Source organism: Burkholderia oklahomensis C6786, assembly GCF_000959365.1.
In the GTDB taxonomy this organism is placed as follows: Bacteria; Pseudomonadota; Gammaproteobacteria; order Burkholderiales; family Burkholderiaceae; genus Burkholderia; species Burkholderia oklahomensis.
This window is the reverse complement of record NZ_CP009555.1, coordinates 1,837,811-1,863,332: the sequence shown is the minus strand read 5'-3', so window position 1 is coordinate 1,863,332 and position 25,522 is coordinate 1,837,811. Positions and strand designations below refer to the sequence as shown.

25 protein-coding genes, 1 tRNA gene and 1 pseudogene are annotated in these 25,522 nt (G+C 59.9%); 3 read left to right on the top strand and 24 right to left on the bottom strand.

Annotated features, from left to right (window positions below):
* Nucleotides 1–73 precede the first annotated feature (73 nt).
* The 22 genes and pseudogenes from BG90_RS08305 to BG90_RS08215 form a co-directional block, all read right to left on the bottom strand.
* A complete protein-coding gene (locus BG90_RS08305; protein WP_010117439.1) occupies nucleotides 74–532 on the bottom strand; it encodes a very short patch repair endonuclease in 459 nt (152 codons plus the stop codon).
* A complete protein-coding gene (locus BG90_RS32265; RefSeq protein WP_010117442.1) occupies nucleotides 529–1,461 on the bottom strand; it encodes a DUF4928 family protein in 933 nt (310 codons plus the stop codon). Before BG90_RS32265 ends, BG90_RS08305 begins: the two co-directional genes overlap by 4 nt.
* Nucleotides 1,461–2,609 carry a DNA cytosine methyltransferase gene (locus tag BG90_RS32260; RefSeq protein ID WP_010117446.1) on the bottom strand — a complete coding sequence of 383 codons (1,149 nt, stop codon included), beginning with the start codon at nucleotides 2,607–2,609 and terminating at the stop codon, nucleotides 1,461–1,463. Before BG90_RS32260 ends, BG90_RS32265 begins: the two co-directional genes overlap by 1 nt.
* Nucleotides 2,610–2,937: 328 nt before the next feature.
* Complete coding sequence (locus tag BG90_RS08285) at nucleotides 2,938–3,207, bottom strand: hypothetical protein (protein WP_010117450.1); 270 nt, start codon at nucleotides 3,205–3,207, stop codon at nucleotides 2,938–2,940.
* 466 nt (nucleotides 3,208–3,673) lie between these two features.
* Entirely contained in the window at nucleotides 3,674–4,750 is a 1,077-nt protein-coding gene (locus BG90_RS08280; RefSeq protein WP_010117452.1) for a type VI immunity family protein, read from the bottom strand.
* Complete coding sequence (locus BG90_RS36960) at nucleotides 4,750–5,463, bottom strand: VRR-NUC domain-containing protein (RefSeq protein WP_198140420.1); 714 nt, start codon at nucleotides 5,461–5,463, stop codon at nucleotides 4,750–4,752. The genes BG90_RS08280 and BG90_RS36960 overlap by 1 nt, the downstream gene beginning before the upstream one ends.
* On the bottom strand, nucleotides 5,460–6,002 hold the full coding sequence (locus tag BG90_RS32250) for a PAAR domain-containing protein (protein ID WP_010117455.1): 543 nt from the start codon (nucleotides 6,000–6,002) through the stop codon (nucleotides 5,460–5,462). The genes BG90_RS36960 and BG90_RS32250 overlap by 4 nt, the downstream gene beginning before the upstream one ends.
* Before the next feature lie 235 nt (nucleotides 6,003–6,237).
* Nucleotides 6,238–7,152 (bottom strand): hypothetical protein, encoded by a 915-nt coding sequence (locus BG90_RS08270; protein WP_010117456.1) that lies wholly within the window; start codon nucleotides 7,150–7,152, stop codon nucleotides 6,238–6,240.
* Between the two features lie 146 nt (nucleotides 7,153–7,298).
* Nucleotides 7,299–8,153 (bottom strand): hypothetical protein, encoded by an 855-nt coding sequence (locus BG90_RS34865; protein ID WP_124072245.1) that lies wholly within the window; start codon nucleotides 8,151–8,153, stop codon nucleotides 7,299–7,301.
* Nucleotides 8,154–8,902: 749 nt separating this feature from the next.
* A complete protein-coding gene (locus BG90_RS08265) occupies nucleotides 8,903–9,460 on the bottom strand; it encodes a HEPN domain-containing protein (protein ID WP_025990045.1) in 558 nt (185 codons plus the stop codon).
* A 10-nt stretch (nucleotides 9,461–9,470) separates the two neighbouring features.
* Nucleotides 9,471–10,646, bottom strand: coding sequence for a DUF262 domain-containing protein (locus tag BG90_RS08260; protein ID WP_038802027.1), 1,176 nt, complete (start codon nucleotides 10,644–10,646; stop codon nucleotides 9,471–9,473).
* A gap of 186 nt (nucleotides 10,647–10,832) precedes the next feature.
* Nucleotides 10,833–11,165 carry a helix-turn-helix domain-containing protein gene (locus BG90_RS32245; RefSeq protein WP_010117461.1) on the bottom strand — a complete coding sequence of 111 codons (333 nt, stop codon included), beginning with the start codon at nucleotides 11,163–11,165 and terminating at the stop codon, nucleotides 10,833–10,835.
* Nucleotides 11,158–11,489: pseudogene (locus BG90_RS32240) on the bottom strand (type II toxin-antitoxin system RelE/ParE family toxin). The gene BG90_RS32245 and the pseudogene BG90_RS32240 overlap by 8 nt, the downstream one beginning before the upstream one ends.
* 41 nt (nucleotides 11,490–11,530) lie before the next feature.
* Nucleotides 11,531–12,385: a tyrosine-type recombinase/integrase gene (locus tag BG90_RS08255; RefSeq protein ID WP_081469865.1), complete on the bottom strand. Its 855-nt coding sequence runs from the start codon at nucleotides 12,383–12,385 to the stop codon at nucleotides 11,531–11,533.
* Between the two features lie 96 nt (nucleotides 12,386–12,481).
* The gene (locus BG90_RS08250) at nucleotides 12,482–13,261 is read right to left on the bottom strand and encodes a rolling circle replication-associated protein (RefSeq protein WP_010117465.1); all 780 of its coding nucleotides are present in this window, start codon (nucleotides 13,259–13,261) and stop codon (nucleotides 12,482–12,484) included.
* Between the two features lie 756 nt (nucleotides 13,262–14,017).
* Nucleotides 14,018–15,382: a type II secretion system protein GspD gene (locus BG90_RS08245; protein ID WP_025990047.1), complete on the bottom strand. Its 1,365-nt coding sequence runs from the start codon at nucleotides 15,380–15,382 to the stop codon at nucleotides 14,018–14,020.
* Nucleotides 15,379–16,296, bottom strand: coding sequence for a zonular occludens toxin domain-containing protein (locus BG90_RS08240; RefSeq protein WP_010117467.1), 918 nt, complete (start codon nucleotides 16,294–16,296; stop codon nucleotides 15,379–15,381). The genes BG90_RS08245 and BG90_RS08240 overlap by 4 nt, the downstream gene beginning before the upstream one ends.
* Nucleotides 16,293–16,574, bottom strand: a complete 282-nt coding sequence (locus BG90_RS08235) for a DUF2523 domain-containing protein (RefSeq protein WP_010107129.1) — start codon at nucleotides 16,572–16,574, stop codon at nucleotides 16,293–16,295. The genes BG90_RS08240 and BG90_RS08235 overlap by 4 nt, the downstream gene beginning before the upstream one ends.
* Complete coding sequence (locus BG90_RS34860) at nucleotides 16,571–18,478, bottom strand: virulence factor TspB C-terminal domain-related protein (RefSeq protein ID WP_010117468.1); 1,908 nt, start codon at nucleotides 18,476–18,478, stop codon at nucleotides 16,571–16,573. The genes BG90_RS08235 and BG90_RS34860 overlap by 4 nt, the downstream gene beginning before the upstream one ends.
* Nucleotides 18,479–18,551: 73 nt before the next feature.
* Nucleotides 18,552–18,875 (bottom strand): hypothetical protein, encoded by a 324-nt coding sequence (locus BG90_RS08225; RefSeq protein WP_010117469.1) that lies wholly within the window; start codon nucleotides 18,873–18,875, stop codon nucleotides 18,552–18,554.
* Between the two features lie 66 nt (nucleotides 18,876–18,941).
* A complete protein-coding gene (locus BG90_RS08220; RefSeq protein WP_010117471.1) occupies nucleotides 18,942–19,148 on the bottom strand; it encodes a major capsid protein in 207 nt (68 codons plus the stop codon).
* A gap of 84 nt (nucleotides 19,149–19,232) precedes the next feature.
* A complete protein-coding gene (locus BG90_RS08215; RefSeq protein ID WP_010107135.1) occupies nucleotides 19,233–19,532 on the bottom strand; it encodes a hypothetical protein in 300 nt (99 codons plus the stop codon).
* Between the two features lie 395 nt (nucleotides 19,533–19,927).
* Between BG90_RS08215 and BG90_RS08210 the strand changes: the two genes are divergently transcribed.
* Entirely contained in the window at nucleotides 19,928–20,296 is a 369-nt protein-coding gene (locus BG90_RS08210; protein ID WP_232355043.1) for a hypothetical protein, read from the top strand.
* 415 nt (nucleotides 20,297–20,711) lie between these two features.
* The gene (locus BG90_RS32220; RefSeq protein WP_010107138.1) at nucleotides 20,712–20,930 is read left to right on the top strand and encodes a hypothetical protein; all 219 of its coding nucleotides are present in this window, start codon (nucleotides 20,712–20,714) and stop codon (nucleotides 20,928–20,930) included.
* A 477-nt stretch (nucleotides 20,931–21,407) separates the two neighbouring features.
* Here BG90_RS32220 and BG90_RS08200 read toward each other — a convergent pair.
* Nucleotides 21,408–21,483, bottom strand: a tRNA-Arg gene (locus tag BG90_RS08200).
* Nucleotides 21,484–21,761: 278 nt separating this feature from the next.
* On the opposite strand from BG90_RS08200, the gene BG90_RS08195 reads away from it, so the two are divergent.
* On the top strand, nucleotides 21,762–22,664 hold the full coding sequence (locus BG90_RS08195; protein ID WP_010117477.1) for a c-type cytochrome: 903 nt from the start codon (nucleotides 21,762–21,764) through the stop codon (nucleotides 22,662–22,664).
* A gap of 479 nt (nucleotides 22,665–23,143) precedes the next feature.
* On the opposite strand, the gene BG90_RS08190 is transcribed toward BG90_RS08195, so the two are convergent.
* Nucleotides 23,144–25,231 carry a UvrD-helicase domain-containing protein gene (locus BG90_RS08190; protein ID WP_025990048.1) on the bottom strand — a complete coding sequence of 696 codons (2,088 nt, stop codon included), beginning with the start codon at nucleotides 25,229–25,231 and terminating at the stop codon, nucleotides 23,144–23,146.
* Nucleotides 25,232–25,522: the final 291 nt, after the last annotated feature.

The following is a 25,522-nucleotide window of genomic DNA, read 5'->3' as shown; positions in this document are numbered from 1 at the left end:
GATCGAACCAGCAACCCCTGCCTTCGGAGAGCAGTACTCACGTGACCTAGCGTACTGGCTAAAGCGCGCCGTCTCATTCCTTCGACATCTCACCATCCCCCTTAAACGGGCCGCGTGACGCATCGCCCTCCGTCATAAAGTTGGCGAGCCTCGCAGAAATAGCAGCCACGTCGCGCAACTGGCATTCCCAAATTGTCAGCACCAACCATCCGAGGCTGTACAGCTCTGTTAGATGTTTCGAATCTCGTTGGCGGTTGCGCTCAATTTTGCGGCACCAGTAGTCGGCATTTGCCACCGGTATGCGGTTACCACGCGGGCAGTTATGGCCGTGCCAGAAGCAACCGTGTATGAAGATCGCTTTGCGACGGCCAATAAAAGCAATGTCGGGCTTACCCGGTAGGTCGGGGCGATGCAATCGATAACCAGGAAAGCCCAAGCTGCGAAGCAACCGACGCACCGCCAATTCTGGCTGAGTGTCACGGGAACGTACGGCCCGCATGATGCGGCTCCGTTGCTCCGGCGCTTCTTTCATTGCCGAAATTCTATCTTCAAACTCGGATCCGTTTCGACTTCTTCGATAATCTCGTTGTATCGAGTCACCACATCGCCGACCGCCACACGACGCCCTTCTGCAGCGAACTTGCCCAGCTCGTAGAGATTAAGAGCAACAAACTGTTCAACTTCGAATACGTCGATGCGCTCGCCCAAACCGGCATTCTCGGCCAATACCTCGGCAGCCGCCAGACCGCGAGCTGTCGTGACAATGATTGGTCGGTGGCCATCATTGATATTGTCACGACAACGGCCAATAACAGCTTCGCCCGGGGCAGTGGTTACATGAATAGCCACGTCCCCGATAAAGAAATCCCCAGCGCGCCCTGATTGCGCGTCGGATGTCGAAAAGCTGTTGTGCTCAAAGTTTCCAGTACCCATTGCGCAATCAAGCTTCGCACCAACCAAGTGCTGCAACACCGCGCCGGCATACTGCATTCCCGGCGTGTTGCGTTGCCGATCCTCGGCCTGAATGATCACATCTCGCACCAACGTCCGAAGACTGCGCGAAGCATCGAGCCGAATCTTGAATGGCTTAGCCGCGAAGAATTCATGAACGCGTGCAATCCAAAATAATTCAACTGCATCGAGATCCACGTCGCCCTCGGTTGCCTGAGCATTTAGGAAAGCGACGTATTCGCGCATGTTGCCAATGCTGCCACGGCTTGTACGACCTCCCTCAGCAGCCAAAACACGATCGATGCCATGGCGATTGAGCACCGCCTGCACTGGGCCCTTGCCCAATCCAAGCACTTGGCCACCGGCGTCAGTCAACAAGTTGTCTGGGTCGAGAGGCAACCCCATTTTCCTAGCATGTTGGGTGATAACCAAAGCTACGCAGAGCGGGCCTTTTCCTCCGAATTTCCGTCCCTTGCTGAAGGTACGTAAAGCTTCTTGCAGATCAGCCATTACGCGGCCTTCCTCTCAATCGCCAAGGTTGCAGACAACAAAGGTTCCAGAATGTGTTCCGCCAAAAACCGAACAACCGGTACAACTACACCATCACCGGCCAGATGATAGGCATCGTTGTAATTTGCAGGCAAAAGATAGGTATCAGGCAATCCCATTAGGCGGGCAGCTTCACGAGGCGACAAGAGGCGCGAACGAACGCTCTCGCCGTCGATCACCATGATAGTTTGGCGGCTAGAGCCGCCGGTAGGCGTACGCAGGCAACCGGCCACGTCATCAAAGCGGATTTCGGCCCTTTGCGTCTTTTGCCCCTTGGGACCATCCGCACGAGTGCGTCTATAAATTGTACCAACCATACGGCGTCTGGCCTTTTTGGCCACCTCAACTTTTGCTCGATTGAGTGGATTCATCAGCTCAAGCAGTCTTTCGGTTTCTCCGGCCGTATGCCAAGTAACTCCGTGCGGCTCATCCTCCACCAAGTCAGCGAAGATCGACGTGCGCACCGGCGGCGCCGGTACGTTCCACCATACCCACGAGCTTTGAGAGCGCTTCGACAATTTGCCGTACGCTTCAACCAGTGCGGGGGGATGCCACTCTCCATCCGGACCACCAGCAATCAAATTGCGAGGTACCGGAAAAGACTTGCGCACTCCAATGACGAACAGTCGCGGTCGAGATTGCGGCAAGAAATGAATCGCGTTCATCACAACGGCACCAAATCGATAACCACCGTTGGACAAAGCAGCACTAATAGCGGCGAAATCCTTGCCGTCGTGCGAGCTAAGGGCACCGCATACGTTTTCGAGCACGACCATGCGTGGCGCACGATCCTCTTCACCCAAGGCCTTCACGAGTTTCCAGAACGGCCTGAAAGTGCCGGAGCGATCACCCTTGAGGCCAGCACCGGCACCGGCTAGAGAAAGATCTTGGCAGGGAAAAGAAGCCCAGGCGAGATCAACATGACCCGGCAAATCCGCTGTACTCAGTGCCGCCACATCGTCCGAATTTAAATGATCGTCACCCCAGTTCGCAGCATAGCTGATCGCTTTCTTGGAATCGAAATCATTGGCAAATTGACACTCCCAGTCGGAACCTAGGCCGGCGCGCGCCATACCCCCGCCTGCAAAAAATTCATAGAAGCTATACATCGGTTCCCTCCGCATTCGCCGAGCGCAAGGCAGCGCTATGACGTGCCAATTTTTCAGTCACGGCTTCTGTAATCCATGTGTTGCGCGAAACGTTGCCGGCCCGGCGCGAGCACTCGACATCAATGGCCTCTAGCACCTCGGGGGCGAGGCGCAAATTGATACGCTCAAGCGCGATAGGGTCTCTGCGGGCGGCTTTCATAGGCGCCATTGTGGCGCCACTTTGGCACAAGACCAAGGAAATTGTTGTAAATGTGGCATCGGGCCGAGGTTACGCGACTGTGTACGCCCGCACATGCAGGAACCCGCCGCTGTTCAGAATGGCAATAGCTTATGGACGGCCGCTCATCCCTGGTCCTGCGACAGATGCGCACACCGTTCCGTGACCGTGATCGACGCCGTTTTCCGCCATCTGCAACAAGGCCGTACGGACTTCGACCAACCCGGACTCAAATGTGCCGAAAAGCGCCACCTGCGCGAGTGGCGACAAGTTAGCAAATGCGGAGACGACATCTTCAATCGCCAGCAGGCCCGCCAGCGCGCTCAGGCGCTCCACGCTGATCATTGCGACGTCGAGTGGACTGGAAAAGGACTTATGCATCAGCCCTCCCGCTCCTCGTGGCAATAGCTGCCAAAAGGCGCAGCGCGTCTCCGCACGTATCGAGGGCAGCTCGATCCGACGGCGCAACTGCGGCGGCACGTATAGCCGCGCGGATAATCTCAAGGGGGGATTGCGAAGGCTCAGGATGAGCGACAACTTCTTGCATGTTGCGGGCTCCTTGTGCGGGTATGGTGACCCGGGCCCCAACGCCAAATGGGGTGGCCGGGCACAAGACAAGGTTGGCGTACCGGAGCACAAGGAACCGGCGAGCCCGAGGGCTCCCCCGTCAAGGCCCGACCATAAGCGGCACATGACGTGCAGGCGAAAAAATACCGCCTTTCGGCGGTCGCCCGCCTTGTGCATTTCCAGACGCCAATCCGGGTGCCTGTTGTTTCAGGCACAGTGAAATGATAATCACGAACCCACAGTGGATCAAGCAAATGTGAGCCGTGCAGGCTCGCGCCAGCTATCGTGATGAGTGAGGGAGTCTCGGCGTATCGAGGACCGCCGCTTTCGCGGCCAACAGTTCGTCGCTGGAAACATCGAACCGCCGAAGCCACGCATTGCTGCTCGTCCTCGAGTTGAAAACCGGAGCGTCGCCGTTCACAGTTCCACGTTGAAGAATGGAGACGGTATCAGGGATAAGGCGGTGAAGCGCCGCATTCAGCACGACGTACGCGGGCGGCGGACCGATTGGCTTGTCGCCGCCTGAATTCACGCCCGCAGCAGGCAAAACTCCAGCTCGTATGAGCAAGCCCTCCGAGCAGGGCGTCAGCCGATACCAATCCATCGGCAACTCGGATTTCAGCGCGCTCACGCCGCCAACACGATCGACCATCGAAGCGCTGATCAGCGTCAGCCAGTCGACAGTCTTGATGTTGTCGATCAGGCTTCGGACCTCAGTTGCAAAAGGATCGCCCACGTCGAGGCCCGGACCGAGTCGATTCGACATGAAATACTCGCTGCTCTCGTTCTCTTCGCGCGCCGTAGGCGGCAAATTCACCGCGTAACCAGCATGTCCGTGAATCGCGTTGAGATGCCGGGCGAATTCTGCAAACAGCCTCGGCAGAAGATCGGGATCAGCCTTGGCGACAGGTACGGGCAATGAGAAAGACAGCACGTCGAGCCCTCTCGTCCCCAGCGCCGCTTGCCACTTCTCAAGACAGAACGCATCGAATCCGTACATGCCCGCTTCGCGCGTGCTATCTCCACTTGTGAACGCGAACGTGAACGGTTGATCTTCGCTTAGCCTCGCTCCCAGCGTCGCCAACGTAGAAGCCTTGGCGATCGATACCGCACGCTTTCCCTCCTGAAAAAACCAGAGCAAAGCGCCGCTTGTCACCTCGTTATACTGGTCGAAACACGCCGCAATTTCGCGACGAACTTCGCTTGAATATCCCCCCCTGAAATACAGCACTCCGCGCACCGCCAGCGCGGCGCCAACGCCTTTGTGTGGATAGCGCGGCTCGAATGCCGCAAAGGGCAACGTACCGGCGCGCTTGGGGTCAGCAACCCATGCTTGAATCTCGTCGTCGTTCATCATCAAGGCACAAATACAGGAGGAGGTACCGGAGGTGGCGGAGGGCTATTCAAATACGCGTCGAGGCCGGCCCCAAAGGAAGATTCACCTGATGTCGAGACCGCCGACCTTTCTGACGGTTGTTCCGTCTTGCCTCGGTCACAACCACACTCGTCAGGGCCAATCACCGACACCTTCGCGGAATCGCCGGCAATTTGCACATACGCGTCGCGCTGGGATCGTGTCAGCGTATCGCCGGGGAATTTTATCTCCACAACGGACTTCAGATTGTCTTGCGTGGGCGGCGACGACGGATCGTTGACGATGACGACGTCCGGGCGGCGTATGTTGCCTACTCCCGGCGTGTAGCCGCCCAGGCCGCCCGGCCAGTACTTTTGAATCCACCCCGGCAGGTAGTCGTGCGTCTTCGTGACGATCCCGGAATCCATGATCGGGGCAGGCGGATCGCGCGACATGTCGTAGTTCACTTCGGCCTTGTATGGGCTCCGGTGATCGCTGATCGCGTCCGCCGCTTTGAGCCGGCCGCTAACGCACTGCTGCTTCAACTGCTGACCGCTGGCGCCGATACTTGACATCGAATTGCATCGGCAAATGACCGCACAGAGCGCTTGCCGATCTTCGGAATCAAGCCCGTTGCGCCGCAGTCGCACGATGTTCGTCCTACCGTCGCCCGTACCGGTCGATCCGGTCCCCGTTCCCTTCGCGTAGTCCGTCATGCCGGCTTCGATCCGCTGTAGTCGAACGTCAGAGATGCCGATCCATTGCTTTCCATCCAATCGGTATAGCCGCTCTCGTCGGTTCGACCGGAAACGATCTGTCCACCGCTACCAGTTACCGTGTATGGATAATTTGGGATTGGCTGACCGGTTTCGTCGTCGACCGCTTGAAACCGTCCACGATGCAAGCCGCCTCGGATCGAGCCGACGGGCAACGGTATAGCACCACCACTAACAGCGGGCGTATCGGCACCTGAGGAGGCACCCGCTGTCGGCATAACAGTGGCAGTACCTTGGGACGCGATGAGAGTGGCGCCGCATGCCGTTTTGTCGCCATCCGTCGCCACCGGACGTTCCCCAAGCGCCATATTCCGCTGTTTCACGCGGACAATCGGGAAGATCCCACCACAACGCGGACACGACACCATGTCGCCAAGCAAGGCAATTGCTTTTCCATGGACGATGAATGTCGACGTACAGGCGAGCACCCGTCCTCCGTGCGTCGTCGTATCGCCCTCTCGGACAAACGCGAACCCCATCTGGGAACCCCAACGAGAAAATCTCGCAGGGAATGTAACACGGAGAAGAAAAATGAAACCATCCTGCCAATTTTGACAGGTTTCCAGGTATTTCTCGCGCCATCATGGAGTGCGACGAGATGTGTCACCTTCGGAGGGCAGAGCCTGGGCGGCTCGCTGCTGCTTCGAGTCAAAGAAGCTTGGACATTTGTTGCCCGCAACGCATTCGGACTCGTGGGAACCAGACTCAGGATCCTCACTTTTTGCCCGGCCAGATGCCAGTTATTTTCAGGCCGATCCATCCCACGAGCAATGCGATAAGCCACTCCCCAATCTTCTGTAGTACCGGGTTCTTGCCAAGCCGGTCATACTTCTCCGAGCGATCAAACCGCCCTTCGTGCGCAACCCACGCGCTGCCATCGACCAGTATTTCAAGCGAATCGGGTATCAACCTCAGTTCTTTCGCGAACAAGTACTGTTGTTTCGACGAGCAGAAAACGCCCCTCGGATCACTAAGACGCAACCAGACGTGCTTCGGCTCCGCGCCGCAGGCATAAGTGGTGTAATCCGTCCCCTCAAGCGGCTTCACGCCGATGTCACGCACCGCGAGCCCTAGCGACGCGTCATGCTCACCAAGATACAGAAGAGAGTGAGGCTGATTAGACGGAAACACAAACCGGATCGTCGCGCCTTCGGGTACATCGAACGATACGGGCAGTGCGCCCGGCAGAGGCAGTTGAACGCCATTGGCCCATTCGAGGCTCTTCGTGTCGGTAGTGGCCAACATATCAGCGCCCCCCGACACCACTGCAAGCTTAACCCGCAGTGTCAGACGCTGTGCCGTGAGGCTGAGCACCGCGTTCGAGCGCTCGTCGAGCAACGTGAAATGAATTTCAGGGTCCTGCCGAATGGAAGTGACTTCAACGTCGATCGTCGTGTGCCCCGTCAGATCCGGGCTAGTGGATCGCCAAGTGATCGGCAGTTCGTTGTCTGGCGGGTGCAACTCAAGCGCCTCCAACGACTGCTTACTCTCGGAATCGAGTCGTGCCTTGTCGAAATGCACATCGATACCCTCATGATTCACGCCATCGACGGTGATCAGCGCGCCAGGGGCGATCGGTGTCGCGACCACTTCCTCATCCTGACGGGACGTCCATGTCGTCATGTCCATCTTTTTTGCATAGGGCCGGCTAGTCGCGTACTCAACAGCCGCCACGACTAACAACACGAGACCGATGGCAGCAGCCGCGCTCGCGATTCTTTGCAGAAGTGTTCGCGGCCGCTTGCGCGACCGGCGCGTAGTGCCCGGCCGGGTAGTCATGGCCGCGTGATGGTCACAAAGTCACTGGAGATCGCGCCCGCCCAACTGGCATCGTCTTCCCGATTATCCCACGCGCGTACCTGCAACCGGTGAATGCCAAGCGAAAGTTGCTTGTTGTCGTCGAGACCGTTCCAATGTCCCTGGTGAGGGCCCTGCATGAGGTCCGGTACCGAGAGTGAACGGATCGGCGTTGCGTGTATGTGGCCGTCACCCGATGAGCGGTCGAATTTAAGAAACGTGACCGTCGCACGGTTGAAGAGTGACTTGGTGGCGAATGAATAGTCTATCTGATGGGTACGGCCGTTCGGTTGCGACGGCCTGACATGCAGCTCGGTCACGCTTATCGATCCGACCGCCCGCGGTCCCGCTCCGATACCGTAGACCTCGAGCGGAGACGGTCTGTCCGACGAACCAGAGGCTGCGTGGCTACGCGACGGACAGGATGGGGTCACAGACACCACGCGGTAGCGGGCCGGCCACGGACGCTCCGGTGGGCCGGGCGGGAAGTCCAGCCGCACCAGATGGCGCCCTTGGCGACCGTCTGAATCGATCACTACCGGGGAAGCCACCTGCTCTCCGATGGATACCAGAACATACGTGCAGGAGCCGGGCGCGGGAACGAAGTCGATCACAAGGGGCCACCCCCCCTTGACTAGCGCTTTGACTTCAAACTGATCTGTTGACCATGACTGAGGAAACTGTGGTCCATCCGCCAATAGCGCCTTCAGGTCACCCGGGGCGGTCTCTGGTGTATTACCGGCAATGGGTGTACGAGGTTCGTCGGCCGATCCCTGTGATGCTGGACGGCCGAACAGATGGAACAGGAAATCTAATGGAATCGTGACGCTCATGCCACCACCCTCGGCGGGTTGGCCCCCACGTTGAGGTGACGTAGATTCTCCCCTTCCCTCAGCGGGTGGGCTGCCACCTTGAGGTGACGGAAATTCGCCATTCTGAGCGCAGACAGACCCACCGGCCAAGAATGTGAATGCGCACAAGCCGCATGCCAGTGCGTGGTGAAGCCGGCTACATGGGACGCGATGACCTCTCGTGACAGGCTCCTCGTGGAGGGGCCGCGTGAGTCGGGAGAACGGTCCCATCACACCGAACGCGTTGGTCCCGGCAACCCCGATTTAACGTCCTATATCTCCGTGGCAACCTGCCATGCGCCCGAACAACTGATAGCGGGAAGCCAGCAAGACACTGACCAGTCTAGGGCATCGCACTGTCAAAAGCCAAAAATAGATGAATACATTTTGCCAATTGGCGTTAGCTCCAGCTCGCTCCTTCGGAGGGCAGTACCAGGCCACGTTGGTACGCACGCTCCTTCAAAAGACCCTGGCCCTCGCATTGCAACTCGTGAGCGGCACCTCTCTGCGCTCGCGAGCCAACGGATTGAAACTTGACCCGCTCACCGCCGGATAACGCCCCGCTTCCCTCGACGAACTTTCGCAGCCCTTCTAGCGCGGCCGTCCGTCGACATAGCATGACCGCCATGCCACGCACGACGCGCATTCGACCGTTCAGACTCCCGAACCACGAGTAGATCGCTCCGCAAAGCCCTGCCGCTATGCAAGTGCCATACAGAGCGTGGCAGCTATCAAGCAATCATTTCCGCAGCAGGAGCGCTAGCTGCCTCCCGCAAATAGGACGGAAGCCCTTCGACAAACGTCAATGCCTTTTTGTAAAGGTCGTATATCTCATTCATCGTTTTTTCCAATTGGAATGTGGCGTAATCTTGATGAACAAGTTTATTTCTTTCCCCGCCCACCTCCAGGAAAGCAGCTATCGACTCCTTTAGCTCATCGGACGCACCAATGCGAACTTTCATCGCATCCTTGAATCCAGGCCCGAATAATCCGAAAAATTGATTGGCATTCGATTGCTTCCAATCAAACCACGTATGGTACTGCCTTTCAACAGCCTTGTTTTTGACAAACTGCCCCACAAGCGGACACCCACCAGATTGCTCGTGAACAAAAGCAAGCACACAAACACATATTTGCTGCTCGAAGTAACTAGCCGAGCCGAGCAATAATGCTTTTCTAAAGTGGTCTGCAGCCGCGCTTATAAGGGAGATATCTCCTGCGGCATTCACCGTCTTCATGACCTCGGCAGCCTCAGCAAACATTCGATCTACAGCCGTTTGAGCCGTCATATCGATTCTCCTAAAGCACGCCGACGATAGCCTTTGCCCGCTCCAATCGCTTCTTGACGTTTTTCGCATCGGTCGTACTTTTTTGCAGTGCGCCGGCAAATTCGCCGTCCCCCTCAAGCTCTATAAGCTTCCCCGCATCAATATCCCGTTTGATATCCCTACGTTCGTGCAAGGCTTCTTCGCAAGCCCCAGCAAATACAGACTCGTACAGGGCAACGTTGAATCGTCCATTCTTCTTATTCATGAAGGCATCCCCGGGCAAGTTAGCACACGCCCTCAAGAATCCATCAAACAAATTCAGAAGATACTTATTATCATCAGCGCTCTTAAATTTTGCCTTTCTGGAGAATTGATTCAGAAATTTAACCATCGAAGGCGCATAATTCTCCCCATCGACCAAAAGAGCAAATCCTCTCAATAGGATTTCCACGTCTTTCATGTGCAGGTCCGGCACTTCATTCCCAAGCAATCTCCTCCATGCCGGAAGCTGATTTATCTTGTACAACATATCATAGAACGGAGAGTGATACATACTCATCCGGATTTCTTGTGCTTGCAAATTTACGCCACCAGTATTAAGGCGATTAAACACCTCATACATGGACGAATCATCATCCGACGGCGAGTTTTGCTTGATGATAATATTCCGAATCGTTCGCAAATCGAACTGCGTCTTATAGGCACCTAGGGTTGCGTAAGCGAGCCCCTTAAACTGATTAGGCCGACCAGGCAACACCTCCGGAAGCTTCAGACGAAAGTTTTCGAAATATTCGTCGTCGTGAATAACCTCATCCGGAATTGAACCCTTTTCATCAAAAATCGCCCGCAATGCGGTGCGCTTGTCCTTTTTGGGGAATCGCTGCTTTACAAAATAGTAAATTGACATCAGCCGCTGCTGCCCGTCGATCACCAAGAATTTATTTTTCTCAGCCTCATACAGAAACACTTGAGGAACAGGCAACCCAAGAATTAGCGACTCGATTAGCTTTGATGCTCGCCCAATATCCCAAACATAATTTCTCTGAAATCCAGGGATCTTAACAGCACCCGATTCCAAGAAATTATAAATGGTCAATACATTAAAATCGTTTGGCGCAGCAGTGATATCATACTCGCCAATTTGAACATCATTTCCCTCATCATTTTCCGCATAGTCATCAAACCATGCATTTGAATTATTCTCCATGAATCCCTCCTCGCAAATATCTGACAAGCCGCCTTTTTGCCGGCGACATCACCCCCTCGGGGCGCCCCATTTACTGCCAAGCTTCTCAATATATGCTGCCTTACATCGCGTCGCACGCTTGAACGCTTATCTCTCGCTTAGTTCATTGATAAATATCCTACAGCCTTTCGAACACGAGCACATCAATTAGACAAAGGAGATCACCAGCCTCTTTCCACACGCAGCAGCATACTTGCGCAGCGTCGAAAATGACGGCGAGTGCTTTTCGCTCGACAATGATGCTTCAAGTCGCGATACAGCCGATGCGGTCGTTCCCATTCGTGCAGCAACCTGCGCCTGAGTCAAACCAGCTTCATGCCTCGCAACCAGAATAGCGCGAAGCGCATTGTATTCATCCTCCAGCTGGTCATATTCCTTTCTAACACCACGCTTTGCCAGCAGGCGCTTTGTATCATCCGCCGTGTGGGGGACTGGAGTGAATCCCTCAGCGCGAGCGCGCTTCGTTGCTATCTTAGCCATTCCGTACCTCGCTCAAACGTGCCCGGGCGGTCCGCAGTTCATTCTGCGGCGTCTCTTGTGTCTTCTTCACAAACGAATGCAACACAACGACGTGCCGCCCTACATGCATGCAGTAGAACCTCGCCCAATGCCCTCTCTGCCTCTGGGGCGCAATTCAAACAATCCGCCCCCCATTGCCCTCGAATGCGGCATGCGTAGGTCCGCGCCAAACTCCTGTACCAGATCCAACAATCGCAGGTAATCAGCCAGAACCCCGGTCGGCAAGGCGAAGACGTCGCGCTTGACGCGCTCGTTGTAATAAACAACAGTCCAATTTTGTTTCATGTTAGCAATTTTGCTATGTTTCTGCAATTCTGCCCGCCGTCTCAAAGCGGCAGCAGCTTCTGCACTGCAGCGCGCCCCTGATCAGGCGACAAGTGGGCATAGCGCTCCGTGACCGTGATGGAAGAGTGCCCCAACAGGTCCTTGACGACGTATAGCGAAACGCCTTCCATGACGAGCCACGACGCAAAGGTGTGCCGTAGATCATGGATGCGGAAGTTCTCAATTCCGGCACGGGCGCATGCGGCGACGAATCCCTTTTGAAGGGTGCTAATCCGTCTCCCCGAACCCGACGCAAACACCCAGTCAGAGTCAGCGCAATTCCGCGACACCCAATCGCGCTGATCCCTCAGTGCTGATACAGCACCGCTGTTCAGCGGCACCAATCGACGCTTGCCGTTCTTCGTGTGCTCGCAATCGAGTCGAAGGTGCGAGTGCTCGAAATCAACACGTTGCCACTTGAGCGCGAGCAGCTCGTTCTTCCGACAACCCGTGCTCAACGCGAGTCGGACAAAATTCGATAGATGCGGCTGCCGTGCGGTTGCTCCAGCAGCGAGAATCAGCGACGACGCTTCGCTTCTAGATATCCAGCGGACACGCGACTCACCACCATCAAGGCCAAGGCTTTGCACCGGATTTGGCAATTCCGGACGGTCGTGCTCAGTCCGCACGAAATTGATGGCCGCTGACAATAGCTTGAGCTCACGCTTTACGGTTGACTCCCGGACACCATCAGCGAGCCGCGCAGACACATACCGTCGAACATCTCCCCGTTTCAACATTCGCAAGTCCCGGCCGCTGAAGTGCGGTTTGAGCCGTTGCAACGAATATTGATCCCGCTCCGGGCTACGGTGCCTCTTCTCCGACATGTAAATTCCGATTATTTCCTCAAAGACCATTCCAAACGCCTCTGCGCTATTGATCTAGTGAATATCGTAACCAGTCTTGCTCATTAATGCGATATTAAAATCCTCCTAGGCTCGACATTTTTAGAATTAATTTTCACGTGTCGATAACCAGAAAACCCCTAACTCTTGCCTCCAAAATGCCTGACACCGATCCAATGTCGCACCCGCTCGCAATGCCGCATGAAATGCAGTCTTCAACGCCTCTGCAGGATCATTCGCCGTGATGTGATCGATCGGCATGACTTCCGGGACGACCACGCCGCGGCTCGTCCAGTACCGCTTTTCGTTCAGCGCGTGCTCCGCGAAATCCTTGGTGATGTACTTCGCTAGGTAGGCCGCAAGCTTGTGCCGCAATCCCTTCTCCTTGAACGGGTTTCGGACGTTGATTTGGCCATTCCCGACGCCTACGATGCTTTGCCAGATCGAGCGCAGCACTCGATAGTTCTGACGGCCCTTGACCGCCACGTGGAGATGCCACGCGCCCCTCTTCTGGCGCTCGGGCGTCGCCACGTACTGGAACGTCGACAGCTTCGCGAGACGCCGACGCAGCGCATCGAAATCGCGCTTGAGGCGACCTTTGTCCTGCATGTTCTCGCGGTACGTCAACGTGATCATTCGGTCCGCTCCAATCGCTTTACAGCGGAGCCGCACCTGTTGCTTGGCGCGTTTCGCGGCGTCCATCAGGTTCGATTCGCTGTTCTCCGACTCGCCGCGCTTCGCTTTGGGCATCGCATTCAACGACAGCGCGCCCATGTACCGATCGAACCGCGTCGCCGTCACTTCGACCTGACCGTCGCCAAAATTCCGGCCACGGATTACCCACTCTCTACGGAACGGCGAGAAGTCGCCTATACTTGCGTCGTGCATTGCAACTTGTCCTTGTAATGCGCTGTTGCAGCAAGCCCTGACCGTTGCCGCGTTCAGGGCTTTTCTTTTTTCCGAACTGCCTTTCCGTCCTTGCTCCGCCTCGCTCGATGCCAGCGTCGGTGTCCCGTATCCGTTAAGTGTCCCTGATACAAGTTTAGGGGCCGCGCTGCGCGCGGCCCGCCCGGCGCGCTCTGCTGCGCTGGGCGAGCCGCCCGCAGCTAGCCCCCGCGCCCTCGCCTCCACTCCGCGCGCCGGTAACGCATGTATCGCGGCAAGCTTGCAAAGAGATGGTCGAGCCCGCCGCACTGCCTCCGCTCACCGTCCGCGCGAATACCCGCTACTCGGTCCGGCGGGCCGCGCTGAGCCGCGCGACAACGGCCCGGACTCCGCATTACCGCTGTCGCGCTACGTCGCACCGATCGCGGCCGGACACTCCTAACGCTGGACGCCGCCCGTCGTACCGCACTGACTTACAATCTCGCTCACTAAAACGACCGAGGGACCAAACAATGGGCATCTACGATCGCGACTGGTATCGCGAGGAATACAAAAAGAAAGAACACCTGTTGGAGCAGGGCTATACGCCACACCGCACAGCCGCCTCAGCCTCTCCGCCAGTCCCACCCCGCCCTAACACTCCCGCCCCCACACACATGCCTTCGTGGATCAAAATCGCGGTGATAGCGCTGGGGGCCGGGGTAGTCTCATACCTTGTCGTATCGGTAATCCTCGACCACATCTAAACAGCCGTCCCGATCAGATCCGCTGCACCTGCAGAACCAACAGAACCTCCGTGCGCTGCTTCGAGCTCGATCGACCATCAAGAAAGCTCGGCAGCCACGCATAGCCGCTGCGCGCCGTCGCATTGCGGTCCTGAATCAAGCCGCCCAATACGATGACCTCGCCATCCTTCATCCGCGTCACCGTCTGTAGCTGTCGCGTGTTCTTCGTCGGCGACGTATCGACGCCCGTCTTCGTCGCGACGAAATCGGAGATTTCCTCATGCACCTTGACCTCGATCACCTCGCGCATCACGATCGGCTCAACATCGAAGATCAAGCCCGCGTCCTGATAGGTGATCGACTGAACGGGTGTACCGTTCGACCCTTGGTAGCTCACGCTCGATTGCGTCGGCACCTGTTGCCCGACGTTCAGGCGCACGCGCTCGCCCGACACGATCCGCACGTGCGGCGAGCTGACGACCTTGAAACGCGAGTCGGCGTTCAGCGCGGATATCGCCGCGTCGACGCCCGGCCCCGTGAAGCGAACCGCACTCGTATCCGACGACGTGTCACCGCTCGACACGCGAAGCTGACCACTCAACATCCGAACCGCGATGCTCCACGCCGTGTTGGTCGAATCGGTATTCGCCACTTCGTACACCCAACCACGCACCACGACTTCGCTCGGCGCGGTGTCGAGCTCGGGCACGACCTTGCGCAGCAGCGCGACTTCATCGTGTGAGCCAACGATCACGAGATCATCGCCGCGCGCCTGCACGCCCATTTCGATCGGCATCGCGGGCGCATCGTTAGCCGGACTGGTGGACTCACCCGGCACCTGTACCGCGCCGGCCGGCTGCATCGGCATACTGACGGGGGCCGTCAACGGCATCGAGCGCGTCCCGATCATCGGCTCGATGAGCGCACGCAGGTAATCGACCCGACGATAGCGCGGCTTGTACACGAACACATCCTGATCGACCTTTTCGCGCGCCGCGCCGGGCTTCTTCGTCACGTAGTCAACGCCGTTCTTCGTCACGACCTGAAAGCCGAGCGACTCGAGGAAATCGCCCATGACCGTGCGCACGTCGCGATTCCGATCGTCCAGGCGGAACGACACGAGCCGCGCGTCGCTCAACACGTCCGGGCCGAGCACGTAGGGCGTGTGCATCGCCTCCTGATAGATCAGGTCGACAATCTGCGCCACCGTCACGAAACGCAGATCAAACGACGTGCCCGCGACGTGCTTCAACGGCGTCAGAGCAGGCATGGAAGCCGGCGCCGGCGCGGCGGCCGTCAAGCTCGCATCAACCGGCAGCGTCGGCAATGGCGGCACCGCGCCAACCGCCGCCATCGAATACACCACCGCCGCCCCGATCAGTACCCCGTATCGCTTCATTGCATACCCCCGCCTTGTTCTGTTTTTCCGGCTTGCGCGCCGGTCCAAGCACCAACGGTCCTACCGTCGATTTCGCCCGTCAGCAGCATCCCCGCGCCGCTGAACCCTTCCAACGACACAGGCCGCAATCTGCCGTCCGCCGCGACGAGCACCACGTAACCCGCCCCGTCCGTCACGTAGCGCCCCGCAATGCGCCAGTCCACCGACCTAGCCACACTCGGCGCACGCGTGACCTTGGCCTCTTGCGATGGCGCGGCGGCTGCTTCGGGCGTCGATTCCGACATGCCGGGCGTCACCCCGAAGCCATCACGCGCGCTGAAAAAGAACTTCACCGAGCAGTAGATCAACACGCCCAACGCGATCGGCACGACGAACAGCGCTTTGGGCACGACCGCCTGTTTCTTCGTGTGAACTTCGGCGCTCGTGTAGAGCTTGAACACCTCGCGCGGATAAGCCCATTGCCGCTTCACCGCGTCCTTCAGGCTGCTCGGGTTGTGGCAGTGGTCCCACTCGTAGAGCATCGCGCGCTTCAAGCCGAACAGGTTGCGCACGTGGATATGACGCCCGACCAGATCGCGAACCGTCTTGCTGATCCGCTGCGGATGCTGCGTGATGAGGATGAAGTCGACGCCCTTGTGACGATGCACGTGCAGCTGCTCAACATCGGGCGTCGGCTTTTGGCTGACCGTCGTCGGCGGGTAGATGCGTTGCGCCTCATCGATCACGATCAAGTCGTGCGCTTCGGCATTGATGTGCCACTGGCGCAACCACGCCTCATCTATCTCGACGTGCTCGATCGCCAAATCGCGAATGCCGTCGACCAGCACGCGGCGTCCCTTCGCGATCTTCGTCAGCAACCAGACCGCATGCAGCGTCTTGCCGCTCCCCGGAACCCCTGTAATCAACGTGATCATTTGCCGAATACCATTTTGGTTGTGGACGTGAGCATGTAGAACGACACACGCGCCGAGAGCCCGCCGAGCACGTACGCGATGCCGTCGCCCACACCACCGAGCGCGAGCACGTTCGCGATATCGGAACTCAACCCACCGACGCTCGCCGTCATCCACTGCACGACCTGAGCGAATGCCAGATCGATGCCCGTCACCGTCACGAAGCCGATGCCGAGCGCGACCAGTACGCGCGTGACGATCGGCCCGACCAACGACACCAACAAGCTCGCCCAGCTCATGCCATCAACCCCGTGACGAAGATCAGGCCGGCCGCAAGCTCGCACAGCAGCAACACCAACGGGCGAAGCTTCAAGGCAAACTCGCACAGCGGCTCATAGCTGAAGGAAAGCTCGCCGCCGAACACGACGACGCGCATCGGCTCCGGGCAAACGCCCTTGGTCAACCCGATCGAGAGGGGCGACAGCGAAATGTGCTTCGTGTCGCTTTTCACGGCCACGTCGGACGCGCTACCGAGGGGCGCACACGCGGACGCATCGGGATGCATCGCGCACAGATCGTCGCGCGACGGCCGACCAGTTCCCGGGTTGTTCCCCGGCGCGGGAGTCGGCACCGGGACAGGTTGCGGCAGCGGCTGCGGGATCGGTTGCGGCACGGGCTCCGGAACCGGACTCGGCACCGGTTCGGGGACCGGTACGGGCACAGGACCCGGCACGGGAACCGGCACAGGTTGCGGAACCGGACTCGGCGCAGGCTCGGGCACCGGATGCGGTACGGGCTGTGGCAGAGGAACCGGCACAGGCTGCGGCACCGGTTGAGGCACTGGACGCGGCACCGGCACGGGTTGCGGTTGAGGCTGCGGCTCGGGCACCGGGCGCGGCTGCGGATTCGGCCCCGGCACCGGAGCGGGTACGGGGCGCGGCTCCGGTTCCGCTTCGGATGCCGGACGCGGGGGGGCCGGCGCGGGCTTCGGCACGGGAATCGGGATCGGCCGCGGCGGCACGAACGGACTGATGAGAACATCCTTGCCTTTCGGCGCGGCAGATGAGAAGAGATCGGCGAAGGTCGGCACTTGCCCCGGGTTCTCTTTCGCCCATTCCGCGATGTCGTACTCCGTCACCCGCCGATATGGAAGGCCCTCATAGCCGGATTGCGACGACGCGCTCTTCCACGTCGCATTCACGAGATTGGTAATCGTTGAAGTCGGTAGCGGCGTTGCCGCGACCTTCGGCGGGATGCGCGGCCAGAGCTTCGACAGATCGTCGGCCACGATCGGCACAACGGCGGACTTGTAGCTGAAGAACGAATCCTTCCCGCGCTTCACGACTTGACGATACGTCGTCTTGCCGTCACTGCCCTTCACGGCTTCCGTTCGCGTCTCCACATAATGCAACGCGATCGGCTGACCGGGAATGTTGTTCTCTGGCGCGAAATACAGCGAACGCGAATTGACCGTCGTATCCTTGCCGCCGGTACAACCGAAACTCAGGCCGCAGTGCCCGAGAAAAAAGTACAAGTACCACTCAAACTGCTGCGCCTGTTCCAGCGTGCTAGGCAGGATATCGAACGGCCCCCGGCTTGCGTAGAAGTTCGCCGTTCCGGGGCCCGGCGAAAACGGATAGCCGATACAGAACGCGTTATTCGATGCGCACGAGCTGTTGCGATAGACCGGGATTCCCGCGCGCGCTGCCCACATCTCCGGCGCCAGCATCTTTTCATTGGTCGGATCGATCGCAATCGCGGGCGGCTGCATCGGCTGATAGTTGTCTCCAGCACTGGCGGGCAACGCGCCTGCATCAAGCGACACTTGTTCGCCGCTCCAAAGAAATGTCGCGTCGCCCAATTGGAGGGCCGAGCCCACGGCGAGAATGCCCATGCCCGCCAGAATCGTCAGCCACACCGGCGCACCCGCGAACGCGAGCGCAGCAGCGGCCCCGGTCCCGACGACATTCAACATGGTTGAAGCCTGCCCCATGCCTGCCAACGTCGCCGCGATGCGAGGATCGGAGGCAGCGATGCCGCGTGCGACTGCGAGACGCGTCAGGATCGCGGCTTGGGCGCGATTGATGACGAAGGATTCGATGGGCGCGAGCGCTGCCTGTGCATGCGCCTGCTGATTGCACACCATCGCGAACGCGGCGAGCAGCGCCAGCCAGACGCCTCGAATTCTCTTTCGCATGCTCATGCCATCAAGACGATTGCAGCGCCGTAGATCGTGGCGACCGTCACGGCAAACTCGACGCAGTACCAAAGCATGACTAGCTCTCCGAAGCAGATTCGAGAAAGCGACGCAACGCACGCAACCCGTACGCGATCGCCAACACAAGCAACATGGCCGCTCCTACTTTCAGGCCCGCAGCCGCCCCGCCGTGCATCGGCACCTCACCCGCCGCGCTGCCATTCACGAGCGTCAGGTGCGCCACCTGTTGCACGCCCGCCGAGCCATCCGACAACGTGCAAGGCGTCCGCCCGGCGCTTGTCGGCGAGCTGGCCGCGCTGCCGCACACGATGACGTCGATCCCTTGCGCCGCGTGCGCGCCGAATGCGATGCCAAGAAACGAAGCAACCACCGACCGTTTCATTGCTCTTCACCTAAGAAAAAGCCCCCGGCGTGCGCGCACATACCGGGGGCCCATGAGTTCACGCGATCAGCGACCGAGGAAGCTCTTCACCGCGCGGTAGCCGAACATCGCGGCCGAGATAGCGAGCACAGCGCCGCCGACGAGCGCGAGGTTCGGGCCGATACCGTTAATCGAACTGACGACGGGGGCGACGTCCATCGTCACCGGACCGTCCGCCGCGAATGCACCCATGCTTGCCGTAGCGAGCGCCGCAACTGCAACCAGCTTCTTCATTTGATTTTTCCTCTCAGGTTCAGGCCCGGTAGTAGAGAACCGTTCGTGCGGGCCAGCCTCGAACGATTCGGATTCCTTGATGGATTACGACGATGCAGCCGCAGCCTTGGCGGTCGGTCGACCAAACGGCACCAGCGACACAATGCGGGGTTCGAGCTTGCCTTCCATCGACTGTTGAAGCGCAAACTCCGCGAGATAGTCGCCGGTCGGGGAATCTTTCAGCGCGGCCGGCAAATTGATCGTGCCGACGAGGATTTGCTTACCCTCGCTACTCTCTTGCTCCAGCACGCATTGCGCCGTGTGAATTTCCCACGGCTGGCCGGTACGCTTCGAAATGCCCCCGCGCTGGATCACTTGCAGGATGGTCAACTTTTGCTTGCTCATGAAAACTCCTTGTTAGGACTGCTATTCGTAATGAGTAGAGCCGTTCCGGCTCCGGCTACATACGCGACGTACGCGCAAATTTAAAAAGGTGGACGCTATGTCAGCCGTCCACAAAGCGCCGCGCTATCCGAGGGTGAGAAGTGCGCGCGGCGCACGGGGAACTGCAAACTCTCCAAACCTACGAGTACGCGATTTACACGCGCTCGATTCAGCCACTACAGAAACCGACTCAGACCACTCGAAACTGCCTCGACCTCGACCGGGACCAACGTACAAAGGTCTGGTTTGCGGCCCACCCGTAACAACTTGACGCGTGCTTTTTCGCGCGCACCGTCGGCGCTGCGGGCACTCACATCGATGACGGCCACGCGGTTGTGGCCGCACTGCGTGTACGCATGGACTCGATATTTCGGCACTGCGCAACCTCCGTTTGTTCGCTGCTGAAAGGCGATTGCCATCGAGCTATGGTGACCGCCTTATCAACTATTCATAGCTTCGAAATGATGCACGCAACAATCGCCCGGATCGTCGTTGGCGACGCTGGACTAGATATCGAGGAAGGCCACAACGACATTGCGCAAGCCTGGAACTTCCTAGATTCACAAATCCCGCAGCACGAGAGCGATGTCGCAATAGCAATCGTCCGTGACGACGGCACAGTGTTTGGCGCCGTTTGGAATCTCGGTGACTTCCACTGCTTCGCAGGAACCAAGGACCACCTTCGCACACACCTCCGAAGCCTCCGCTTCTACAGCGGCTACTAATACAACTGGACTCCCTCAGCTAAGAGAGGCGCGCAAGTGGTGGAATCGTGCACTCGCATGACGCAAATGCTCCCGTCCACCAGATCGCGCCAGAAGGCTCGAGCCGCGCGATAGTTAATGCGGCCGGCGACTGCAATATGCAGATTCAATTGGCCGCTTTGCTGACGCCTGAGCCACGCCGCCGACGCGAGTCCCTGTCGCTCCAGCTCGCAGCGAAACGCAAAACAGTCGCACTCAGCGCGCGTCTTGTCCGTCACCCGTTGGCGATATGCCAGCGTCACCAATCGGTCGAATTTCAGGTCCGTCACTTCCTACCCCCCCCGCTCGTTAGTAGTTGATTGATAGAGCCCCGCGCTCAATAGGCAATCGATGTGGTAAAAAACCGCCCCATACGATTACAAGAACTACGGGCCAAATGAACTCCGAACAACTCGCTTACGACCTACTCAACAACATCACGCAAACTTGGGCCGCGCTATCGATCGAGGCTCGACTCCTGATCACCATCGCGCTTGTTGCCGTCTTCGTTGCTTCTCGATCCGTTCGCCGAAGGGCCGACCTACGCAAGCGAAAAGACCTCGATCCGATCAAACGGGCGATATACAACCCCAAGCAATTCCGCCGCCCTCGCTGACCCATAAATGGGGCCAGATTTTTCCTTTTCCCATAGCCTGCTAGACTGCGGACGTTACCCAAACGGTAAATTACCGTTTTGGAAATCATAATTACCAGATTGGAAAATTGCAAGGGGTTCGTATGAATATTTCTGGCCTCATCGAGCTCGCCAAGGAAGCCGCAGGTTCTTACGGTGAGCTCGCAGAGCGGATCGGCCGCCCGGCGAGCCGCGTAAGTGATTGGAAAGTGGGACGTCGCAAGCCCGATGCGGCCGACATCATGCTGCTCGCCGAAGCGGCAGGCCTGCCCGCATTCGAAACGCTGGCGGAAATCGAAATGGAACTCGACGCGGAGCGCGCGTCAGTATGGCAACGTGCCTTGGGGAATTTGCGTGCGGCGGGCGTAGCGGCGACTGTGGCGCTGGGCGCTACCGCCGTGATGAGCTTGACGTCGAAACCGGCTGATGCGGCTGAGAAAGCCCAAGAAAACAAAGACTTGGCGCGCCCGGCTGGGATCGAACCAGCAACCCCTGCCTTCGGAGGGCAGTACTCTATCCATTGAGCTACGGGCGCTTACGGATGCGATGCGGCCCTAGATAGCCGCAACGCGTAGCAAGACGACAAGGATACCTTGTTTCCGCTGGACCGTCCACCGCGGCTCCGCATCCATCCCACCGCCCTCCCGCATCGCCCTCCGCGCGCGTCGCCCGCCCCTCCGGCGTGCGGGTAAACACGCGCCGGGCGATCGCTCGCCGTCATGTAAACGTTCCGTCTATAATCGTCCGAGCTTCACCCTACAGCCGTTCATTGCCGTACCGCTCACAATTCCTAATCATGGAGACGAGGCAAGCATGAGCGAAGCACCCCACGGAGCCCCCATCAAAACCCCCGGGCAACTCATCGCAGTTGTCATCGCCTCATTCGCGATCCCGATCGCAGTCATCGTCCTGTTCGCCACCTACGCCAATCACGCGTTCCGCACGGGCGCCGGCACCGACGGCCTGTCCGACGAAGCCGTCGCGAAGCGCATTGCGCCCATCGCACAAGTCGACGTGAAAGACGCGAACGCGCCGCGGGTTTATAAGACGGGCGAGGAAGTCTACAAAGCCGTCTGCGTAACCTGCCACGGCACCGGCGCAGCCGGCGCGCCGAAGTTCGGCGACGCCGCCGCCTGGGCGCCGCGCATCGCCGCCGGCTACGACGAGGTGCTGCATATCGCGCTGACCGGCAAGGGCGCGATGCCCCCGCGCGGCGGCACGAACCCCGACGACTACAGCGACTACGAGGTCGCGCGCGCGGTCGTCTACATGGCCAATCAGGCCGGCGCGAAGTTCGCCGAGCCCGCGCAGCCCGCCGCGAATGCGGCGCCGGCCTCCGGGGCGGCCGCAGCGTCTGCGCCGGGCGCCTCCGATGCGACGGCCGCCAACGCGCAAGCCGCCGCCGCGATGGCCGCAATCGCCGCGTTGCCGAAACCGGGCGAGGCGCCCGCGGCCGGCGCGAGCGCGGAAAGCTCGGCGTCGGCCGGCAAGGCGCTGTACGAATCGACGTGCCAGGCATGCCACGCAACGGGCGTGCTGAACGCACCCAAGTTCGGCAACAAGGCCGACTGGGCGCCGCGCCTGAAGGACTCGATGGATACCGTCTACAACTTCGCGCTGCACGGCAAGGGCGCCATGCCGCCCAAAGGCGGCTCGAACGCGTCGGACGCCGACGTGAAGGCGGCCGTCGACTACATGGTCAACGCCGCGAAGTAAGCGCCGGCGCGCCAGGACGCGCGACAGACAACCCCGCGATCCGTGGTCTTCCGCGGCGCGGGGTTTTTCTCGATGGGGTCCGCCGGCGCGCACCGCAGGCCGCGCGCGCAAGAATCGACGCGGATCGTTCTTCCGGGCGGCTCGCCCCAACCGGGCTTGAGAAGTCGCGCCCCGACCTGCGCGGCCCGACCTGTTTCCGTCCGCAGTTCCCCGCCAGACGAGCCCTATGCAAGATCGCGCCAGAGCCGTGGCCGGCACGTGCAGGCCGCGCCGAGCTGCGTGATGCGATCGCCGAAGGCAACCGTCGCGAAGCGTCCGCGATGCCGCCAACCTCCGCGATATCGTTCGCGCATCGCGTCGCGGCTCGCAAGCCCCGCCATTGCGCGATTGCCTCCTCATCAACCAGACACCCCGCGTCGCGTCGCAGCGCGAACGCGGCGTTCCGCATAACCGCCCGAAACCCCCGCCGCGCGCACCGCTCACTTCTGCAGCAACGCCTTCAAGCTCGCAAGCCGGTCCTTCGGCGTCATCGGCGCTTCTTCGGGCGTCGGCGGCGGCGCTTCGTCGAGCCCCATCTCGGCGATGAAGCGCGACTGCTCGCAGACGATCGTCTCCCGCGCACGCTTGCGCTTCTTGCACCAGTTCAGGTGCAGGCTGCGCTGCGCGCGCGTGATCGCAACGTACATCAGCCGGCGTTCTTCTTCGATCCGCTCGTCGTCGATCGGGCCGTCGTCGCTGCCGCCGCTGTGCGGCATGATCCCTTCCTCGACGCCGACGAGGAACACGTGCGGATACTCGAGCCCCTTCGACGCGTGCACGGTCGACAGCCGCACCGCGTCCGGATCCTCTTCCTTGCCTTCGAGCATCGACATCAGCGCAACCGTCTGGATCAGGCCGAGCAGGTTCTTGCCGGTGTCGGCGAGGCCGTCCGCGTTGTGGAAGCCTTCCGCCTCGCCGTCGACTGCCTCCGCCGCCTCCGGCTTCGTCCCCTTGCGCTTCAGCCATTCGAGGAATTCGAGCACGTTCTGCCACTTCGTCTGCGCCTGCCGTTCGTCGTATGCGTCGTACAGGTACGCTTCGTAGTGGATCGCTTCCATCATGTCGTCGAGGACGACGGTCGCAGGCTCCTTGTCCGCGCGGTCGGTCAGGCGCTGGATGAAGTCGCAGAAGATCCGCAGCGGCTCGATCTGTCGCGCGGACAGCCGCGCCTCGATCCCGCCCATGTAGACCGCCTCGAACAGCGACACCTTCGCCTGCCCCGCGAACGCGCCGAGCGCCTCGAGCGTCGTGTTGCCGATTCCGCGGCGCGGCGTCGTGACCGCGCGGATGAACGCGGGATCGTCGTCGGCGTTCGCGATCAGGCGCAGGTACGCGCACAGGTCCTTGATCTCCGCCTTGTCGAAGAACGACTGGCCGCCCGACAGCACGTACGGAATCCGCTCGCGCCGCAGCACCTGCTCGAAGATCCGCGCCTGGAAGTTGCCGCGGTAGAGGATCGCGTAGTCGCGGAACTGCGTGCGCCGCTCGAACTTGTGCGCGGAGAGGCGAAACACGACCGATTCGGCCTCGTGCTCCTCGTCGTTGCACGGCGTGACGGTGATCGAATCGCCCATCCCGTGTTCGGACCACAGCTTCTTCTCGAACAGTTTCGGGTTGTTCGCGATCACGTTGTTCGCGGCGGTCAGGATCCGCACCGTCGACCGGTAGTTCTGCTCGAGCTTGATCACGTGCAGCTTCGGGAAGTCCTTGCCGAGCTGCGCGAGATTCTCGAGCGTCGCGCCGCGCCAGCCGTAGATCGCCTGGTCGTCGTCGCCGACCGCGGTGAACGCCGCGCGCGGGCCCGCGAGCAGCTTCAGCAGCTCGTACTGGCACGCATTGGTGTCCTGGTATTCGTCGATCAGCAGATAGCGCAGCTTGTTCTGCCAGCGGTCGCGGACCGGCTCATTGCGCGCGAACAGCTCGGCGGGCAAGCGAATCAGGTCGTCGAAATCGACCGCCTGATACGCATGCAGCGTCGCGACGTAATTGCGATAGACGAGCGCCGCCTGGTGCTCGTCCTCGTTGGCCGCGATCGTCATCGCCTCCTCGGGCATGATGAGGCCGTTCTTCCACAGCGAGATGATCGTCTGGATCTTGCGGATCAGGCCCTTGTCGGTCGTGCCGATCTGCTCCTGGATCATCCCGAAGCAGTCGTCCGAATCCATGATCGAGAACTGCGGTTTCAGGCCGACGTGCTCCGCCTCCTGACGCAGGATCTGCACACCGAGCGAGTGGAACGTGCAGACCGTCAACTGGTTGACGGGCACCTTGCGGCCTTCCTTGCCGGGCGTCGTGAGCGTCTTGCCCTCGAGGAGCTTGCCGACGCGCTCGCGCATTTCGGCGGCGGCCTTGTTCGTGAACGTGACGGCGGCGATGTGGCGCGGTTCGAAGCCCTTTGCTTCGATCAGGTGCGCGATCTTCTGCGTGATGACGCGGGTCTTGCCGCTGCCCGCGCCGGCGAGCACGAGGCAGGGACCGTCGAGATAGCGCACCGCTTCGCTTTGAGCGGGATTCAGGCCTGCGGACATGATGGCGGATGGTGTTGCGGTTGACGGCGGCGAAGCCGGAAGGCGCCGCGAGCGGAGCGCGCAGCCGACGCGCGGAGGCGGCGCCGGTCCCGGCAAATGGCTCGCGGGACGCGCATGTTAACACGGCGGCGGCCGGCGATTCTTTCGCGAATGTGAAACGACGGCTGCGATAGCCGTTCGGACGGTGTGCACCCGGCGTTCGCGCGACGGGGATGCCGGCCGATGACGGGCGTTGCGCGTCACTCGCTATCATGGGCGCACGCCACCGACCTCGACATGATCACGGAAACT